The organism is Actinoplanes sp. KI2 (assembly GCF_025630775.1).
Classification (GTDB): domain Bacteria; phylum Actinomycetota; class Actinomycetes; order Mycobacteriales; family Micromonosporaceae; genus Actinoplanes.
Genome location: NZ_JAOSZE010000004.1, coordinates 34,342 through 52,672, shown reverse-complemented (window position 1 = coordinate 52,672; position 18,331 = coordinate 34,342). Strand labels below are relative to the sequence as shown.

Annotated in this window: 14 protein-coding genes; 4 read left to right on the top strand and 10 right to left on the bottom strand. The window is 71.7% G+C overall.

Annotated elements, in window-relative coordinates:
* Positions 1–22 precede the first annotated feature (22 nt).
* Positions 23–1,483: an adenosylhomocysteinase gene (gene ahcY, locus ODJ79_RS05145; RefSeq protein ID WP_263022153.1), complete on the top strand. Its 1,461-nt coding sequence runs from the start codon at positions 23–25 to the stop codon at positions 1,481–1,483.
* A 20-nt stretch (positions 1,484–1,503) separates the two neighbouring features.
* The gene (locus tag ODJ79_RS05140) at positions 1,504–3,129 is read left to right on the top strand and encodes a Na+/H+ antiporter (RefSeq protein WP_263022152.1); all 1,626 of its coding nucleotides are present in this window, start codon (positions 1,504–1,506) and stop codon (positions 3,127–3,129) included.
* 6 nt (positions 3,130–3,135) lie between these two features.
* Here ODJ79_RS05140 and ODJ79_RS05135 read toward each other — a convergent pair whose 3' ends face one another.
* The 7 genes from ODJ79_RS05135 to ODJ79_RS05105 all read right to left on the bottom strand — a co-directional run bounded on the left by ODJ79_RS05135 (position 3,136) and on the right by ODJ79_RS05105 (position 14,198).
* Complete coding sequence (locus ODJ79_RS05135; RefSeq protein ID WP_263022151.1) at positions 3,136–4,713, bottom strand: ABC transporter permease; 1,578 nt, start codon at positions 4,711–4,713, stop codon at positions 3,136–3,138.
* Positions 4,710–5,603: an ABC transporter ATP-binding protein gene (locus ODJ79_RS05130; protein WP_263022150.1), complete on the bottom strand. Its 894-nt coding sequence runs from the start codon at positions 5,601–5,603 to the stop codon at positions 4,710–4,712. The genes ODJ79_RS05135 and ODJ79_RS05130 overlap by 4 nt, the downstream gene beginning before the upstream one ends.
* Positions 5,600–6,211, bottom strand: coding sequence for a TetR/AcrR family transcriptional regulator (locus tag ODJ79_RS05125; protein ID WP_263022149.1), 612 nt, complete (start codon positions 6,209–6,211; stop codon positions 5,600–5,602). Before ODJ79_RS05125 ends, ODJ79_RS05130 begins: the two co-directional genes overlap by 4 nt.
* 28 nt (positions 6,212–6,239) lie before the next feature.
* A complete protein-coding gene (locus tag ODJ79_RS05120) occupies positions 6,240–7,130 on the bottom strand; it encodes an ABC transporter substrate-binding protein (RefSeq protein WP_263022148.1) in 891 nt (296 codons plus the stop codon).
* Complete coding sequence (locus tag ODJ79_RS05115; protein ID WP_263022147.1) at positions 7,127–9,055, bottom strand: putative bifunctional diguanylate cyclase/phosphodiesterase; 1,929 nt, start codon at positions 9,053–9,055, stop codon at positions 7,127–7,129. The genes ODJ79_RS05120 and ODJ79_RS05115 overlap by 4 nt, the downstream gene beginning before the upstream one ends.
* 67 nt (positions 9,056–9,122) lie before the next feature.
* On the bottom strand, positions 9,123–12,224 hold the full coding sequence (locus ODJ79_RS05110; protein ID WP_263022146.1) for a WD40 repeat domain-containing serine/threonine protein kinase: 3,102 nt from the start codon (positions 12,222–12,224) through the stop codon (positions 9,123–9,125).
* A 69-nt stretch (positions 12,225–12,293) separates the two neighbouring features.
* Positions 12,294–14,198 carry an amino acid transporter gene (locus tag ODJ79_RS05105; protein WP_263022145.1) on the bottom strand — a complete coding sequence of 635 codons (1,905 nt, stop codon included), beginning with the start codon at positions 14,196–14,198 and terminating at the stop codon, positions 12,294–12,296.
* A gap of 178 nt (positions 14,199–14,376) precedes the next feature.
* On the opposite strand from ODJ79_RS05105, the gene ODJ79_RS05100 reads away from it, so the two are divergent.
* Together ODJ79_RS05100 and ODJ79_RS05095 are read left to right on the top strand one after the other, a co-directional pair.
* Positions 14,377–15,519: a hypothetical protein gene (locus ODJ79_RS05100; RefSeq protein WP_263022144.1), complete on the top strand. Its 1,143-nt coding sequence runs from the start codon at positions 14,377–14,379 to the stop codon at positions 15,517–15,519.
* Entirely contained in the window at positions 15,519–16,244 is a 726-nt protein-coding gene (locus ODJ79_RS05095; protein ID WP_263022143.1) for a LamG domain-containing protein, read from the top strand. Before ODJ79_RS05100 ends, ODJ79_RS05095 begins: the two co-directional genes overlap by 1 nt.
* Positions 16,245–16,289: 45 nt before the next feature.
* On the opposite strand, the gene ODJ79_RS05090 is transcribed toward ODJ79_RS05095, so the two are convergent.
* Genes ODJ79_RS05090 through ODJ79_RS05080 form a run of 3 tightly spaced genes read right to left on the bottom strand, consistent with a single transcriptional unit; the run spans position 16,290 to position 18,284 of the window.
* Entirely contained in the window at positions 16,290–16,850 is a 561-nt protein-coding gene (locus tag ODJ79_RS05090) for a DUF1707 domain-containing protein (protein WP_263022142.1), read from the bottom strand.
* 25 nt (positions 16,851–16,875) lie between these two features.
* On the bottom strand, positions 16,876–17,595 hold the full coding sequence (locus ODJ79_RS05085) for a hypothetical protein (protein WP_263022141.1): 720 nt from the start codon (positions 17,593–17,595) through the stop codon (positions 16,876–16,878).
* Positions 17,592–18,284, bottom strand: coding sequence for an ABC transporter ATP-binding protein (locus ODJ79_RS05080; protein ID WP_263022140.1), 693 nt, complete (start codon positions 18,282–18,284; stop codon positions 17,592–17,594). The genes ODJ79_RS05085 and ODJ79_RS05080 overlap by 4 nt, the downstream gene beginning before the upstream one ends.
* Between the last annotated feature and the right edge of the window lie 47 nt (positions 18,285–18,331).

The window sequence follows — 18,331 nt, the reverse complement described above, 5'->3', positions numbered from 1 at the left end:
TGATGAGGGAGGAGCCCTCTTCATGTCCGAAAAGCTGCGGGTTGTCAACGGCCTGGAGTTCGCGGTCGCTGACCTGTCGCTGGCCGAGGCCGGCCGGCACCAGCTGCGCCTCGCCGAGCACGAGATGCCCGGCCTGATGTCGCTGCGCAAGGAGTACGGAGCGTCCCAGCCGCTGCGCGGCGCCCGGATCGCCGGCTCCCTGCACATGACGGTGCAGACCGCCGTGCTGATCGAGACGCTGGTCGCGCTCGGCGCCGAGGTCCGCTGGGTCTCCTGCAACATCTTCTCGACCCAGGACGACGCGGCCGCCGCGGTCGTGGTCGGCCCGACCGGCACCCTCGACGCCCCCGCCGGCGTACCTGTCTTCGCCTGGAAGGGCGAGACGCTCGAGGAGTACTGGTGGGCCACCATGCGGCTGTTCGACTTCGGCAACGGGGTCGGCCCCAACATGATCCTGGACGACGGCGGCGACGCCACCCTGCTCGTCCACAAGGGCGCCGAGTTCGAGGCGGCCGGCGCGGTCCCGCAGGCGACCGAGGACGACAACCACGAGTACCGGATCATCCTGGAGACGCTGCGCGCGTCGCTCGCCGCCGACCAGCGGAAGTTCACCAAGGTGGCGGCCGACATCCGCGGCGTCACCGAGGAGACCACGACCGGCGTCGCCCGGCTCTACAAGCTGGCCAAGGAGGGCACGCTGCTCTTCCCGGCGATCAACGTGAACGACGCGGTCACCAAGAGCAAGTTCGACAACAAGTACGGCATCCGGCACTCGCTGGTCGACGGCCTGAACCGGGCCACCGACGTGATGCTCGGCGGCAAGCTCGCCGTCGTCTGCGGCTACGGCGACGTCGGCAAGGGCGCGGCCGAGACGCTGCGCGGCCAGGGCGCCCGGGTGGTCGTCACCGAGATCGACCCGATCTGCGCGCTGCAGGCCTCGATGGACGGCATGCAGGTGGCCCGGCTCGAGGACGTCGTCGGCGAGGCCGACATCTTCATCACCACCACCGGCGGCACCGACATCATCCGGGTCGAGCACCTGCAGGCGATGAAGCACAACGCGATCGTCGGCAACGTCGGCCACTTCGACGACGAGATCGACATGGCCGGGCTCGCCAAGGTCCCCGGCATCGAGAAGGTCGAGATCAAGCCGCAGGTGCACGAGTGGCGCTTCACCGACGGCCACTCGGTGATCGTGCTCTCCGAGGGCCGGCTGATGAACCTGGGCAACGCCACCGGGCACCCCAGCTTCGTGATGTCCAACTCGTTCACCAACCAGGTGATGGCCCAGATCGAGCTGTGGACCAAGCCGGGCGAGTACGCCAAGCAGGTCTACGTGCTGCCCAAGCACCTCGACGAGAAGGTCGCCCGGCTGCACCTGGACGCGCTCGGCGTCCGGCTGACCACGCTCACCAAGAAGCAGGCCGAATACCTCGGCGTGGACGTGGATGGCCCGTACAAGCCCGAGCACTACCGGTACTGATCGATCCGCGTTGACCGAAGATGGATCTCGTGCATCACCCTGACGAGATCCTGCTCTTCGGCCTGCCGGCCCTGGCCGTCATCGTGGCGATGCGATGGGTGGCGCGGCGGACCGGACTTCCGTCCGCCGCGCTGCTCACGCTCATCGGGATCGCCTACTCGCTGCTGCCCGGGCCGAACATCCCCCTCAACCCCGCGCTGATCCTCACCTTCGTGATCCCGCCGCTGCTGTACAGCGCGGCGCTCGACTCCTCGCTGCTGGACATCCGGCACAACCTGCGCACCGTGATCAGCCTGTCGGTGCTGCTCGTGCTCGCGACCGCGATGCTGGTCGGCGTCGGCTTCCACCTGTGGGTCGCGGGCGCCACCCTCGCCGCCGGCGTGGCCCTGGGCGCCGCGATCGCCCCGCCCGACCCGGTCGCCGCCCTCGCCGTGGGCCGCCGGGCCGCCCTGCCCGGCAACATGATCACCCTGATCCAGGGCGAGGGCCTGCTCAACGACGCGACCGCGCTCACCCTCCTCAGCGTGGCGATCGCCTCGGTCGAGGGCGAGGGTTTCTCCTTCCCTACCGCGGTGGGCAAGTTCGTGATCGCCGCGGCCGGCGGCGTGGTGGCCGGCATGCTCGTCGCGTACGTCGTCCGCGCCCTGCGGCACCTGCGCGAAGACCCGCTGAGCGCCAACGTGATCTCGCTGATGACCCCGTTCGTCGCGTATCTGCTCGCCGAGCGCATCCACGTCTCCGGCGTGCTCGCCGTCGTGGTGGCCGGTCTGATCATCGGGCACGACGCGCCCCGCCATTCGTCCGGCGCCAGCCGGCTGCAGACCACCGCGGTGTGGCGGCTCGTCGATTTCGTGCTGGAGGGCCTGGTCTTCCTGCTCATCGGCCAGCAGCTGCGCGACGTGGTCGGCCGGCTCGACGAGTACGCGACCAGCACGATCTGGATCGCGGTGGCCGTCTCGGTCGGCGTGGTCCTGCTGCTGCGCCCGCTCTGGCTGGTCCTCACCCAGCTGCTGCCCCGCTGGATGCACTCCCGGCTGGGCGGCCTGATCGATGAGCGGCACGAGGAGAAGGCGCTCAACAGCCGGGAGGTGGTGGCCCTCAGCTGGGCCGGCACCCGGGGCGTCATCACGCTGGCCGCGGTCTTCACGTTCAAGTCCACCGTGCCCGACCGCGATCTGCTGCAGTTCTGCGCCTTCGTGGTCGTGCTGGTCACCCTGCTCGGCCAGGGCCTGACCTTCGCGCCGCTGGTGCGCCGGCTCGGGCTGAGGGCGAACAAGGCCGACCTGGCCCGCGAGCGCAACGAGTCCCGCTCGGCGGCGGTGAAGGCCGCGCTGGAACGCCTCGACGAGATCCAGCACGAGAAGCACGACCACATCGAGGACCGCGCGATCGAGAACATGCGCAAGCAGCTGACCGTACGGCTGGAGCGCTACCGCAAGCGCCTCGACCTGATCGAGAAGTCCGACTCGGACGAGGTCCCGGTCTCCCCCCAGTACGAGGCGGCGCTGGCGGTCCGCCGCGAGGTGATCGAGGCGCAGCGTGAGGAGCTGCTGCGCCGCCGCGACGCGGGCAACCTGACCGACGAGGGGCTGCGGGTGCTGGAGCGCGAGCTGGACCACGAGGAACGGCTGGCCGAGCGCTCCTGACCCGGCTCAGTCCGGGAGGTTGCGGCGGCGCAGCCCGGCCAGGCCCACCGCACCCAGCACCAGCGCCACCACGAGCAGGGTGAGCACCGGTGTCGCCGAGACGGTGCCGCCCGGCAGGTGCGGGACGTGCGTGAACGGGGAGATGTCGAGCAGCCAGTGGTTGAGCCGCAGCGTCTCGCCGACCAGCAGGATCAGCAGGCACGCCGCCGACGCCGCCCACGCCGCCGCCGACCAGCGCGGCAGCACCCCGAAGAGCAGCACGGCCACCGAGGCCAGCACCCAGACGGCCGGGAGCTGGAGCAGGACGCCGCCGACGATGTGGGCGAAGTTGCCCTGGGTGTAGACCAGGCCGGTGACCACGCCCTCGGCGAGCAGCGCCAGCGCCGGGCCCAGCAGGGAGAACATCAGGTGGCTGCCGGCCCAGGTCAGGCGGGGCACCGACGTGGCCAGCACCGCCTCGGCGTGGCCGGTGGTCTCCTCGTCGCGCAGGCGGAGGGTGGCCTGGACGGCGTAGCACGCGGCGATCAGGCCGACGAGGCCGGCCGTGCCGGCAAAGTAGCTGTCGACGATCTCGGTGGAGCCGCCGAGGCGGGCGAAGATGTCGGAGAGACCCTTGTTGTCCTTGGCGATGTCGAGGACGCTGCCGCCCACGCCGCCGAAGATCAGGCCGAGCAGGCCCAGGCCGACGGTCCAGCCGACGAGCAGGCCACGGTGCAGGCGCCAGGCCAGCGCCAGTGGCGTACGCAATGATGGTGTTGCGGTTGCCCTGCCCAGGCGCGCGGCGAACAGGCCGTCGCCCAGGTCACGCCGGCCGCGCAGATAGACCGCGACGGCGACCGCGACGACCGTGAGCAGCACCGACAGGACGACCGGCCACCAGTTGAGCGGGCCGTACGGGAAGATCCGGGTCACCCAGCCGAGCGGGGAGATCCAGGAGAGCCAGGACAGGCTGCCGGTGCCGAGCGCGGAGATGTCGCCGCCGACCCGCAGCGCGTAGGAGACGCCGAGCGCGACGATGGCGATCGAGCGGGCCGAGCGGGCGCTGCTGGTCAGCTGGGCGGTGATCGCCGCGATCCCGGCGAAGATCCAGCCGGCCGCCGCGAACTCGGCGCCGAACGCGAGCGAGCCGCTCACCGAGCCGCTCTTGCCGACCAGGCCGGCGAAGGTGAGCAGTCCGATCAGGAGGGACGCGCCGGCCGCGGTGATCAGCGCGGCGGCCAGCGGGGCGTGCCGGCCGATCGCCGCGGAGCCGATCAGCTCGGTGCGACCGGCCTCCTCGTCGGTGCGGGTGTGCCGGATGACGGTGAGCAGCACGACCAGGCCGATCATCACGGGCACGAAGCCGGCCCGCCAGTTGGTGAGCGCCGCGAACGAGTCGCCGTGCAGCAGGCCGTAGAGGGCGACGAAGCCGGCGTTGTCGGCGGAGACCCGCGCGTAGCCGATCCGCTCGGCGTCGGTCGGGAACAGACCCTCGAACGAGCTGTAGTACGCGGCCGGGAGCAGGCCGAAGACCAGGATCCAGATCGGCAGGACCACCCGGTCACGACGCAGGATGAGCCGGATCAGCCGGCCGGTCCCGGTCACTGCTCGTCCCGCTGGTACTGGCGCAGGAACAGTTCCTCGAGCGACGGCGGCTGGCTGACCAGGCTGCGCACGCCGACCTTGACCAGGGTCTGCAGGGCGGGCTCGAGCGCGTCGGCGTCCACATCGAAGCGGACCTTGCCGCTCTCGGTGCGCAGGTCGTGCACCCCGGGCATGGTGGCCAAGCCGTCCGGCGGGCCGGTCAGCTCGGCCTGGATCGAGGTACGCGTGAGGTGTCGCAGGTCGTCGAGGGTGCCGGTCTCGACCACGCGGCCGTCCCGGATGATCGTGAGCCGGTCGCAGAGCGCCTCGACCTCGGCGAGGATGTGGCTGGAGAGCAGGACCGTCCGGTCGCCGCGGCGTTTCTCCTGCAGGATGATGTCGCGGAAGACCTCCTCCATCAACGGGTCGAGGCCGCTGGTCGGCTCGTCCAGGATGAGCAGCTCGACGTCGGAGGCGAGCGCGGCGACCAGCGCCACCTTCTGCCGGTTGCCCTTGGAGTAGGTGCGGCCCTTCTTGCGCGGGTCGAGCTGGAACCGCTCGAGCAGCTCGGCCTTGCGCCGGGGGTCGAGCCCGCCGCGCAGCCGGCCGAGCAGGTCGATCACCTCGCCGCCGGTCAGGTTCGGCCAGAGCGTGACGTCGCCGGGCACGTACGCGAGCCGGCGGTGCAACGCCGTCGCGGCCGACCACGGGTCGCCGCCGAGCAGGCTGACCGAGCCGCCGTCGTGGCGCATCAGGCCCAGCAGGATCCGAATCGTGGTGGTCTTCCCGGCGCCGTTGGGGCCGAGGAAGCCGTGCACCTCGCCGGTGCGCACCCGCAGGTCGAGCCCGTCGAGGGCGGTGATTTGGCCGAACCGCTTGATCAGTCCCTCGGCATCGATGGCCTCGGTCATGGTTGCTCCTCGGTGGAGTGGAGCCGCTCCAGCGCCCCGCGCGCCAGATCGGCCTGTTCGGGGGTGACCAGTGGGGTCGAAAAGATCTCCAGCGACGCGCGCAGCACCCGGGCGAAGCCCTCGGGCTCGCCGGTGTCGACGCCGAGCACCCGGCTCAGCAGGTCGCGGGAGGTCAGCATGGACATCTTCATGACGCTCAGCAGCGCGAGGAATGCCTTCGGGTCCTCGATCTTGAGGTCGGTGGTGGCGAGCCAGCGCTCGCCGTACTCGATGAGACGGTCGAACATCGCGGTGCCGGCCGGCGAGCCGTCCAGCACCGAGCGGGTGATGTACCGCTGCTGGCGCAGCGTCTCGGGGGTGATGGCCTCGATCGTCTGGAACTCGGTGAAGCGGGTGCCGAGGCGCATCAGCTCGCTCAGCACGTACTCGTCGCAGGCGTCGCGCAGGCCCTCTTTGGACCCGAAGTGGTGCCGCAGCAGGCCGGACGAAACGCCCGCCTGCTGCGCGATGTCGCGGATCGTGGCGCCCTCGATGCCACGGTCGGCGAAGAGCTCGATGGCCGCGTCCCGGATGCGGGCACGAGCCGTCAGGTCGCTGGCGCTACTCACATGTGTAGCGTACTACACAAGCGTGTAGTCAGTGACCCCGGTTCACGACGGCGGAGGTGACTGCTCCGCCACTCAGGTTCCACCGGGCCAACAGGTCGCCGTACGCGCCGGAGGCGATCAGCTGGTTCAGCGCGGCCTGCAACGTGTCCCGCAGCGCGGTGTTCTCCTTGGCCACCGCGATGCCGAACAGGCCCGGCTCGTACTGCGCGTGCGAGGCCAGCTCGAAGTAGCTGCCCGTCCGGCTGTCCGCGGCCCGGTACATGGCGGCCGGGTAGTCGTCGAGCACCGCGGCCGCCCGCCCGGTCCGCAGCTGCAGCAGCGCGTCGGCGTGGGTCTTCGACCGACTGATCCGGATCGGCCGGGCGCCGCACTTCTGCTGCAGGCGATCCACCATCTCGGCCTGGGTGGTGCCCTGCTCGACCGCCACGATCTGCCCGCACAGCGTGTCCAGCCCGGTGACCCCGGCCGGGTTACCGCGCTGCACCACGATCGACGTGCCGGCCGAGAAGTAGTCGACGAAATCGACCTTCTTCTCCCGCGCGGGGGTGTCGGTCGCCGCCGAGAGCATGCCGTCGAACGTGCCGTCGGCGACCTGGGCCAAGGCGGTCTGGAACGTCCCGTTGACCATCTCGACCCGCACACCGAGGACCCGGCCGAGGGCGTCGGCGAGATCGGCCTCGAACCCGACGATCGTGCGGCCGTCCGGCGCGAACATCTCCATCGGCGCATAGCTTGCGTCGGTGATGAAGCGGATGCTCTTGGTGTTCCGCACCGGCTGCGGCAGCTTGTCGTGCAACGCCTGGTCGAACCGGATGGTGGTGTCCATCGCGTCGCCGCCCGACGCGGAGCCGGACGAACCGCAGCCGGCCGACAGAGCCAGCAGCAGGACGGCGCCGGCCGTCGCCACGATCTTCTTCATCGGACCGCCTCCATGGTTGGCACCTGCTTCCACGGCACCGGCCGCGAGTAGAGATATCCCTGCGCCTCGTCGCAGCCGGCCGCCGCGACCCAGGACGCCACCTCGGCGGTCTCCACGCCCTCGGCGGTGGCCCGGCAGCCCAGGCCGTGCGCGAGCGCAATCACCGAGCGGACGATCGCCTGGTTCTCGGTCGAGGTGAGCACGGTGTCGATGAAGCTCCGATCGATCTTGATCTCGGTGAGCGGAACGCCGCGCAGCCGACCCAGGCTGGTGTATCCGGTGCCGAAGTCGTCCACCGAGATCCCGATGCCGGCCGCGGCCAGAGCCCGCACCGCCTCCTGAGCCGTCTCCTCGTCATCCACCGCGGCGGTCTCGGTGATCTCGAGAATGAGCCGGCCGGACGCGGAGGGCAGCCCGGTCACGAACGACGCGAACGAGGGCGACTCCAGGTTGCGGGCCGAGACGTTCACCGAGACCGTCCAGGGCCGCCCGGCGGCCGTCCACTCCTGCTGGTCGGCCAGCGCCCGGTGCAGCACCCACGCGGTCAGCGGCTCGATCAGCCCGGACTGTTCGGCGGCCGGCAGGAACGCGGCCGGCGGCAGCAGCCCTCGCTCCGGGTGCTGCCAGCGCACCAGCGCCTCCACTCCGGTCACCACGCCGTCGGACAGCCGCACCTTGGGCTGGTAGTGCAGCACCAGTTCGTCCCGCTCCAGCGCGTGCCGCAGCTCGGCCTGGACGACCAGCCACTGCGTCGGATGCGCCGACCGTTCCCCGGCGTAGACCACGATGTCCGCGGTGCCCCGTTTGCCCTGGTACATGGCCGCGTCCGCGTGCCGCAGCAGCACCTCGACGTCCTCGCCGTGGGCCGGGTAGAGCGCGACGCCGAAGCTCGCCTCGATGGTCAGCGGCACGCCGTCCAGCACCACCTCCCGGGTCAGTTCGGCGCGAACCCGTTCGAGCAGCGCGCGCACGGCCGCCGCGTCCAGACCCGGCAGGATCAGCGCGAACTCGTCGCCGCCGAGGCGAGCCACGGCGTCCTCGGCGCGCAGCGCGCCCCGCAGCCGGTTGGCGATCACCCGCAGCAGCTCGTCGCCGGCGTGGTGCCCGAGCGTGTCGTTGACCTCCTTGAACCGGTTGAGGTCGACGACCACCACCGCGCCGTCCCGCCGGTCGGCCACCGCGGCGGTCGCCTGTTGCCGGAACGCCTCCCGGTTGGGCAGGCCGGTGAGCACGTCGTGCAGCGCCTCGTGCGCCTGCCGGACCGCGTACCGGCGCAGCGAGCGGGTGGTCGACCACGAGATGAGAGAGATGGCCAGGTAGAGCAGGCCGAGACCGATGCCGAGGCGCCGGTAGGAGCCGACGACCTGCTTGTGCAGGTTCGCGGCGATCAGGTCGTACGGGAGATACAACTCCAGCACGCCGATCGCCTCGCCGGACGCCCGGGCAACGACCGGCTGCAACACCCGGATGAGCTGCTTGTCCGACCCGTCGGCGGCCTTGACCAGGGTGGCCGTCGGTGTCCCCATCGAGGCCGACACGAATGCCGGGTCGCTGACCGGCACCCCGCCGGAGGTCGAGCCGTTGTCCGAGAAGACCACCTGGCCGTCGAAGTTGCGCAGCAGCATCCGCAGCACCGAGCCGTGGTACGCGGCCAGGTCGGTGGACTTGGCGAGGCTGTCCCGCTGCCCGGCGGTGAGGCCCCGGGCCAGGTCGGCGTCGTCCAGGGCCGGGGCGACGGCCATCTCGGCGATCACCGCGGCCTGAGCCTTGCCCTGGTCCGTGCCCGCCTTGGCGGCGTCGTCGCGGACTCCGCAGAGCAACAGCACGCCGAGCGCTCCGACCGGCAGCAGGCTGGCGACGGCATAGGTGGCGAAGAGCCGCGATACCGATCGCGTCCCCCGCCGAGCACCGCTACGTCGCCACATGGAGCGTCTATCGACGGGGTCCCGGTGCGGTTGAGGAAACTTCGCAACATCCGTCCCGCGTGCCGCCTCAGCAGGCCGGTGTGTAGGCCAGGTCCTTCACGTACCGCGGCCATTCGGCCGGGGTCAGGCCGCCGCCGAGGCGGCAGGCCGCCGGCAACGGGTCGCGCAGCGTGGTTGTCGTGCGATCCAGATCCCAGATGTTCACGTACGCGCCGTCGCCGACCGCCAAGATCGGGCGGTCGCGGCCGGTCGCGGTCCCGTCGAACTGCCCCCGGAGCACGGCGAGCAGGGCCGCCTGGCCGGTCGCCGGCACGCTCCACAGCTCGACCCGCTCGGCGGTGCTCAGCGCGAGCACCGACCCGTCCATGGCGAAGGCCGCCCCCAGGATCTGCCCGCTCCCGCCCAGCCGGCGGCGCGTCGCACCGGAGAGCAGCAGCGTGTCGGCGCCGGTGTCGGGCCGCCAGAGGTGCACCTCCTCGATGGTCCAGTAGGCGATCGCGGCCCCGTCGGCGCTCGCCGCCGAGCCGGCGCCGAAGCCCGCGTACTGGCGGGACGACAGGTGCCGGGGATGAGCCGGGTCGGTCAGGTCCCACAGCGAGATCACCTCGTCCTCGCCCGGCACGCTGGACATCACCACCAGTTCCTTGCGGCCACGGACGAAGGAGGCGCTGCTCGGTTTCGGCATCGGGATCGAGGCGAGCCGACGAGGAGCCTGATCGGCCGCGACGGCGTAGAGGATCGGAGCGGTCCCGGAGTCGACGACAGCGAGCCCGGCGGCGGGGTCGAAGTCGCGGACCGCGACCCCGGCCGGCAGCAGCCGCCGCGGGTGGCTGCCGCCCAACTCCCACAACCCTCTCCCGACGAGCGCTACCGTCGGCTGTTCCCGGCTCATCCGCACCGCTCCACCGTTCGCCGCGTTCTCATGCACCGCGGCCGGGCGACTGACGACGCGGGGATGCGCGGGGTCGGCGACGTCCCACGACGCCACCGCCGACCCCTGGCCGGTCCTCGACTCGACCGCCAGGGTGCCGGTCGCCGACACGTCCAGCGACTCGACCGGTCCGGGCTGCACGACCGAGGCGATCCGGGCCGGCGCGAGCGGGCTCGCGGTGCTCCACAGCATCGCGGTGCGGGTGACACCGAGGCTGGTGGTGAGCAGGGTCCCGCCGCCGGGTGCGAAGGTCACCGAGGTCACCGCGTCGCCGTTGCCGTCGCGGGTGCCGGTCAGGATCGGCATCGACGGGTTCCGGACGTCCCACAGCGTCACGTGCCGATCGTCGTCGACGGCGGCCAGCCGGCTGCCGTCCGGCGCGAAGGCGACCCGGACGGCGTGCGTGGCATCGGGGGGATAGACCAGGCGGCGGGGCACGGCGCGGTCGCTCAGGTCGTAGAGCCAGACCGGGTTGTCCACGGACTGCAACGCGATCGCGACCAGCGTGCCGGCCGGGTTGATCGCGATGTCCCGGACCGAGCCCAGCTTGTCGTAGTGGGCGACCTCGTGCGGCTTGGCCTGCCCGGTGCCGGAGAAGACGGTGACATTGTCGTCGGTCTCCAGCAGGTACAGCCCGCGTGCGCCGTTCGCGGCCGCGGCGCCGGCGTACCCGTCCGGCCCGCCCACCCGCCAGAGGCGCCGGGGGTGCTGCGGGTCCGCGAGGTCCCACATCGTGAAGGCCGCGCCCGCGCCGGCGACCAGCTTGCCCGGGCCGGCGAACTCGACCAGCCGCCCGTCGCCGCCGTCGGCCGCGGCCGAGCTCAGCAGCCGCGGCGCGCCGAGGTCGTGCACGTCCCACAGCTGCAGCCGCTTGCCGATCGCCGCGAGCGTCTTGCCGTCCGGGCTGAAGGCGATGTCGTTGAGGAGCTGGTCGCGGGTGTTCAAGGTGCCGACCGGGGTGTCGCCCGCCCAGAAGGTGAGCGTCCCGTCGGTGCCGGCCAGGGCGACGACCTTCCCGTCCGGCCGGTACCGGGCCACCGAGACCGCTTTGCGCGCCGGGATCTCGCCGAGGTAGCCGCTGTCGAGCGCGTCGGTCAGGTTGGCCCGGGTGCTCTCGCCGGGCGTCAGGCTCATCGCGGTGGCCGCCAGCCGCAGCGACAGCCCCGGGTCGGTCGGCCGGACATCCCGGGACTGGGTCACCAGGTTGTCCGCCACCGCGGTGCGGGCCACCCGCAGGGCTGCCGCCGCGTCCTGCCGGTCGGCCGCGCGCTGCCGCATCACGATCCCGGCCGGCACCCCGGCGGCGAGCACCAGCGCGCACGCCGCCGCGGTCGTCCGCACGATCCGCCGGGTGGTGCGCCGCGAGCGCTCGCTGTCCCGGGCCGCGTACGCCGCCCGCCGCACCTCCGGGCCGACCGGCACCGCGGTCAGCAGCCGGTCGAGCAGCTCGGCCGCGGTCGGCCGCCGGGCCGGGTCCTTCTCCAGCGCCGCGGCCACCAGATCGCGCAGTCCGCCGGTCAGCCCGTCCAGGTCGGGCGGCTGAATGAGGATCATCCCGGCGGTCGCGGCCGGCGAGTCGCCCGCGAACGGGAGGTGGCCGGTCGCGGCGTAGGTGACGACCACACCCCAGGCGAACACGTCGGCGGCCGGCGTCAGCGGCCGCCGCCGGTCGGTGTCGAAGCGTTCCGGCGCCATGTACGCGAGGGTGCCGACCACCAGGTCGGGCCGGGTGTGCTGGCTGGTCGGGACGGTCGGCTGGGCGATGCCGAAATCGATCACCTTGGGGGTGCCGAGCGCGAACAGCACGTTGGCCGGCTTGAGATCGCGGTGGATGATGCCGGCACCATGGATGGCGACCAGCGCGGTGGCCACGCCGATCGCGACGCCGTGCACGGTCGCGGCGCTCAGCGGCCCCTGGTCGTGGACCACGTCGGCGAGGCTCGGGCCGTCCACGTACTCGACGACGAGGTAGGGGGTCTCGTGGTCGGGGTCGGCGTCGAGCACCTCGGCGGTGCAGAACGGCGGCACCCGCCGGGCCTTCTCCACCTCGCTGCGGAAGCGCGCCCGGAACTCGGCGTCGCGGGAGTTCTCCGGTTTGATGACTTTGAGGGCGACCGGCCGGCCGTTGCGGCCCTTGGCGAGGTAAACGGTGCCCATGCCGCCCTCGCCGAGGCGGGCGAGCAGTTCGTAACCCCCGAGCAGAACCGGATCGTCAATTCGCAGGGCGCTTGTCGTCACGGCCGGCGTCTTTCATGAAGATCAATATGAGGCGCGCATAGGCACCCTACCTCCGGCGCGCACGCCTCGTCAGCCCACGTGGACGTGGGGGCGCTGCTTACGGTCCGGCTCGGCCTGGCGCAGGATCTCCCGGGTCACCGGCGCGACCTCGCCCTGGCCGAAGATCAGGTAGCGGACGATGTTGGCGACCGGATTGCCCTCGCTCCACTCGAAGTAGATGTGCGGCCGGCGGTGCGCGGTGTCGCGGATCCACAGCAGCAGGGCCGCCAGTGCGCTGGGCACCGACGAACTGGCCAGCGACAGCACCCGGTACCGGTGGTGCAGGACCTCCCCGCGTACGTGCAGATCGGTTTCGAAGTCCGAGGCGTCGGTGACGGTGACCTCGACGAAGATCACGTCCCGGTCGTCGGCCATGTCGTTGTCGGCGAGGATCTGGGCGATCTTGTCGCTGTACTCGCGGGCGTCGCGGGTGTCCGGCTCGTTGGCGACCAGCCGGATCTGCCGCCGGCCACATTCGCGCAGGAATACCAGCGCGATCTCGTCGGCGTCGATCTGACTGACCCGCAACTCGAACGCGCGATAGACCCGGGACAGCAGCGAGACCAGTAGGATCGCGCCGATGAAGCAGGCCGCGATCTTCACGCCGTCCGGCCGCTCGGCGACGTTCGCGACGGTGGTGTAGGCGAAGATCAGCGCGATGACCCCGAAAGCGACCCGGCGGCCCTTCTGCCGGCGATGGTGGGCGGAGAGGGTCACCGCCGTCGCGGCCGAGGTGATCAGCACGAGGACCCCGGTGGCGTACGCCCCGCCCTGCGCGTCCACATCGGCGTCGAAGATCCAGGTGATCAGGAAGGCGGTGCCGGTGAAGATCAGCACCATCGGCCGGACCGCCCGCGCCCAGGACGGCGCCATGCCGAACCGGGGCAGGTAGCGCGGGACCAGGTTGAGCAGGCCGGCCATCGCCGAGGCGCCGGCGAACCAGAGGATCGCGATCGTCGCCACGTCATAGAACGTGCCGAAGACGCTGCCCAGGCTCTCGTGGGCGAGGTAGGCCAGCGCCCGGCCGTTGGCGGCGCCGCCGGGCTCGAACTCCTGCTGCGGGATGAGCACGGTGGTCACCAGGCTGCTGGTGATCAGGAAGACACTCATGATCCCGGCGGCCGTGGTGAGCAGCAGCTTGGCGCCCCGGATCCGGGCCGGCAGCTCGCCCTTGATGTGCGGCATGACCGCCACCCCGGTCTCGAATCCGGAGAGGCCGAGTGCGAGCTTCGGGAAGACGATCAGCGCGATGCCGACCACCAGCAGCGGGTTGCCGTGCTGGGTGGTCAGCGCGGTCGTCCAGTCGCCGACCGCGTGCGGATGGGTCAGCACCTGCCACAGGCCGTCGGCGACCACCACGACATTAAGCGCGAGGTAGACGCCGACCAGCCCGACCGCGATTCCGATCGCCTCGGTGAAGCCCTTCAGGAAGACGCCACCGAGCAGCGCGACCAGCAACAGCGTGATGAGCACCTCGTGCCCGTGCAGCGCGGCGGGCAGGAACGGGTTCTCATCGATGTGCGCGGTCGCGTCGGCCGCCGACAGGGTGATCGTGATGATGAAGTCGGTGGCCGCGAACCCCAGCAGCACCAGGACGAACAGCTTGCCCTTCCAGAACGACAGCAGCTTGACCAGCATCGCGATCGAGCCCTCGCCGTTCGGGCTGTCGACCGCCACCCGGCGGTAGACCGGCAGCGCCCCGAGCAGCGTGACCAGCACGAGCACCAGCGTGGCGATCGGCGACAGCACACCGGCGGCGAGAGCGGCGATGCCCGGCTGGTAACCGAGCGTGGAGAAGTAGTCGACGCCGGTCAGGCACATGACCTTCCACCAGGCGTGCGGCTTCTCGCCCGGCTGGGCGTGCGGGCCCTCGTGGTGCTGCGCTGTTTCGTTCAGCCCGGAAAGTAGCCAGCTCCGGAGCTCTGTTGTGGTCACGCGCCGATGGTTTCACCGGATTCGACCCGCGGTTAGGGCGCGCGCGTCAAAAGCGCGTCAAAAAGGGCGGCGGACTTACCATGATCATTGCGCTGCCCGCCGACACGCCCGCGTGAACCCGCGTGTCGACCCCGGAGCGGAGTCGCATCCTCCGGCGGGGGACACGCGTTAGCCCGGCGTGCCTATCTCGAAGCATGTCCGCCGCGCCGCCATCGCCGGCGTCGCGGCCCTGGCGGCCTGTGCGGTGGCGCAGCCCGCCGACGCAGCGGTCGACGCGACCGCGCGGGTGGCCCCGGCGTTCAACGGATCGGTGTACGCGATCGCGTACCGCGGTTCGACCGTCTACGTCGGCGGCGACTTCACCAACACCATCGTCGGCGGTCGCAGCGTCGCCCGCGAGCGGCTCGCGGCGTTCGACTCGCGTACCGGCGCCCTGCTCGACTGGAAGCCGCGTGCCGACGACACGGTCCGCGCGCTCGCCGTCTCCGGCTCGTCGGTCTACGCGGCCGGCGACTTCGACCACGTCTCCGGCAAGGTCCGCGACTCGCTGGCCCGGATCGACGCCGACAGCGGCGCGGTCGGCAGCTTCGCCCACGGCATCGAGGGCCGCCCGCGGGCCCTCGCCGTCGGCAACGGCCGACTCTACGTGGGCGGCACGATCAGTCACGTGGACCGGCACGAGCGCGAGCGGCTCGCCGCGTTCTCGCTGGCCGACGGGGATCTCGACGAGGTCTGGACACCGACCGTGGACGACACGGTCAACGCCCTCGCCTACCGGGACTCGAAGGTCTTCGTCGGCGGCAGCTTCCACCGCACCGACGACGTACGGTCCACGCCGCGGCTGTCCGCGGTCGACGCGACCGGCGGCGAGCTCGTCACCAGCTTCCGGCCCACGCCGCCGGCGGTGGTGCACGCGATCGCGGCCGACGGCAACCGGGTGTACGCGGCGATGGGCGGACCGGGCGGCCGGGCCGCGGCGTACGACAGCTCCGGCCACACCCGATGGATGCGGACCTTCGACGGCGACGCGCAGGCGATCGCCGTGCTGGACGGCACCGCGTACGTCGGCGGGCACTTCGACCGTGCCTGCACCTCCGGCAGCACCGGCGCGCACGGGACCTGCACGGGCGACTCGGTCTCCCGGGTCAAGCTGGCCGCGGTACGCGACGACGGCTCGCTCGCCCGATGGGCCCCGCAGGCCAACGGCGTCGTCGGCGTGCGCACCATCACGGTCGACCAGGTGCACAGGACGGTCGCGGCCGGCGGTGACTTCACGACGATCGGCGGCCGGTCGCAGAGGCGCTTCGCGGCCTTCGGCTGATGCGGCGCGCGATCCTGTGCACGGTGACGCTGGTCCTGCTCAGCCTCACCGGCCCGTCCGCACACGCGGCGGTCACTCCGCGGGCGGTCACTCCCAACTACCTGGTGCGCTACACGTTCGACGAGCCGGCGCCGCTCGCCGACGTCAGCGGGCACGGGCACGACCTCACCCCGGTCAGCCGGCACGGCGGCACCTTCTTCACGGTCCGGCACGGCAAGGGCAGCGCGCTGGTCTTCCCGCCGCCCTGCCGTCTCGATCCGTGTCCGAGGATCGCGCTGCGGGCGTGGCCGGCCGCGGACCTCAACCCGGGCACCCGGCCGATCCGCTTCGGCGCCACGGTCCGCCTCGACTCGGACGAGACGACCAAGGGTGAGAACGTGCTGCAGAAGGGCTACTCGGCCAGCGGCAGCCAGTGGAAACTGCAGATCGACGGCGCCGAGGGCCGGCCCAGCTGCGTCTTCGTCGACGACCGGCGGCGGGCCATCCACCTCGCGCTCAGCTCGATCGGCGTCGCCGACGGGAAGTGGCACCGGCTGGAGTGCCGCCGGGCCGGAAGCAAGGTCACCATCCTGGTCGACAACGTGCGGCGGGGCGGCATGACGATCCCGGCCGATCTGGCCGTCAACAACCAGATCCCGCTCAGCGTCGGCGGGAAGGGTTCGTTCAGCAACAACGACCAGTTCCAGGGCGCCCTCGACGACGTCTGGGTGTCAATCGGGAAGTGAAATGGACCGGCTCACGACCAGCTGGGTGTCAATCGGGAAATGACGTCAGCCGGGAATTGAATAGGGCTTGCTCACGACCTGCACCTGACCGAACCAGGTGGCGATGTCGACGCGGACCTCGGGCGTGCCCGGCACCCGGGGCACCGGCGCCAGGCGCAGGTCGTGGCTGGAGAACACCACCGCGCCGGTGAGGTCGACCTCGACCCCCTCCGGCACGATCACCGTGACCTGGCCGAACAGGCACAGTCCGGCGATCTCGATGGTGCTCTCGCTGGTGATCACCTCACGCAGATCGAGCTCGGTCGCGCCGAAGAACGTGCGCAGCCACAGCCGCGGCGACTTGAGCCGCCACCGGCCGCGCCGCTTGCTCTCGCTGAAGATCGTGGTGATGCTGTCGATGGTCAGCGCCGACCCGACGATCGGCGTCGGCGCGAGATCGGCGGTGGCCCGCTCGATCTCGGCCGGCGTCTCGGCCGCCCAGACCGCGCCGACCCGCGTGCTGAACTGCTCCAGCGTCAGCCGCCCGTCGCCGCAGGCGCGCTGCAGTATCTCGGCGGCCCGCTCGCGCTCCTGATCTGACGGGGGCATCGGCGTCGGTGAGCTCACGCGAGCACCGTACCCCCTGTCGATCTCAGGTGATGTCCCGTCGCACGGTCACACCGATACCGGCGGCCACGAAGAGCGCCGCGTAGAGCATGAGCACCAGTGCCGCCTGCCAGACCGCGGGCCGATCCGCCGCTTCGGGCAGCCCGACCAGCGCCTGGCCGAGCGCGAACGGGAGCCACCGCGCGCCACCGCCGAGCAGCTCGCCGACGATGCCCTCGACCAGCGCGAGCCAGGCCAGCGCCGAGGCCACCGCGGCGCTCAGGTTGGTCAGCAGCGCGCCGACCCCGACCCCGACGACCGCGAACGCGATGTTCCAGCCGATCCCGCCGGCCATCGTCCGCCACAGCACCCCGTTGGCCAGGTCGATCGAGGAGTCCTTGGCGGCCAGCCACACCGCGTCGGCCACCAGCGCGGTCACCGACGCCAGCAGCCCGAACACGGCGCCGGCCAGAGCCGATACCACCACTTTGGACATGACGACATGTGAGCGGCGCGGCCGGGCCAGGAATGTGTCGGTGATCGTCCGATGCCGGTACTCGCCGGCCATCGCCAGGATTCCGATCAGCAGCCCGAACAGCGCCACCAGCCCGACGTGCGCGATCGCCCCGCGCTGCGCCGCGTCATTCGCCGGATCGTCCCGGCGTGCCATCAGCCCGCTCACCCCCGCGATCGCGACCAGCTGCGCGATCGCCAGCAGCAGCCAGGTGCTGCGGGCGGTGATCAGCTTGCGCAGCTCCGCGCTCATGCCACACCCCCGGTCAGCCGCAGGAACTCCGCCTCGAGCCCGGGTATCTCGGCCAGCGGCCCGTCATGCCGCAGCGTTCCCTCGCCGAGAATCACCACCCGGTCGGCGATCTGTTGCACCTCGGCCAGCACGTGGCTCGAGACGATCACCGTGCGGCCGTCGGCGCCGAGGTCCCGCAGCAGGCCGCGCAGCCAGGCCAGGCCGGCCGGGTCGAGCCCGTTGCCCGGCTCGTCCAGCACCAGCACCTCCGGGTCGCCGAGCAGCGCGGTGGCCAGCCCGAGCCGCTGCCGCATGCCGAGCGAGTAGCCCCGCACCCGCCGGTCGGCGTCCTTCGCCAAACCCACCTGGTCGAGGGCCGCCGCGATCCGGCCGGCGGGCAGGCCCGACTGGTCGGCCGAGATCAGCAGATGCTGGCGGGCGGTGCGGCCCGGGTGAAAGCCGGTCGCGTCGAGCAGCGCACCCACCACTCGGCGCGGCTGCGGCAGGTCGGCGTAGCGGCGGCCGCCCACGGTCGCGGTGCCGGCCGTCGGGCGTACCAGGCCGAGCAGCATCCGCAGCGTGGTCGTCTTGCCGGCCCCGTTGGGCCCGAGAAATCCGGTCACCCCGGGCGTCATGGTGCAGGTCAGATTGCGTACGGCCGGGACCGTCCCGAACCGTTTGGTCAGTCCGTGAAACACCACATCGGTCATGGCCCGACTCTGGCCGGACGCGTTCCTCCGCTCGTCCCCCGGCCGCG

Bases quoted from the DNA above. Each gene is read 5' to 3' on its own strand.
- ahcY (WP_263022153.1), top strand. From the start codon at position 23: ATGTCCGAAAAGCTGCGGGTTGTCAACGGCCTGGAGTTCGCGGTCGCT.
- ODJ79_RS05095 (WP_263022143.1), top strand. From the start codon at position 15,519: ATGCGGCGCGCGATCCTGTGCACGGTGACGCTGGTCCTGCTCAGCCTC.
- ODJ79_RS05140 (WP_263022152.1), top strand. From the start codon at position 1,504: ATGGATCTCGTGCATCACCCTGACGAGATCCTGCTCTTCGGCCTGCCG.
- ODJ79_RS05085 (WP_263022141.1), bottom strand. From the start codon at position 17,595: ATGAGCGCGGAGCTGCGCAAGCTGATCACCGCCCGCAGCACCTGGCTG.
- ODJ79_RS05130 (WP_263022150.1), bottom strand. From the start codon at position 5,603: ATGACCGAGGCCATCGATGCCGAGGGACTGATCAAGCGGTTCGGCCAA.
- ODJ79_RS05120 (WP_263022148.1), bottom strand. From the start codon at position 7,130: ATGAAGAAGATCGTGGCGACGGCCGGCGCCGTCCTGCTGCTGGCTCTG.
- ODJ79_RS05115 (WP_263022147.1), bottom strand. From the start codon at position 9,055: ATGTGGCGACGTAGCGGTGCTCGGCGGGGGACGCGATCGGTATCGCGG.
- ODJ79_RS05080 (WP_263022140.1), bottom strand. From the start codon at position 18,284: ATGACCGATGTGGTGTTTCACGGACTGACCAAACGGTTCGGGACGGTC.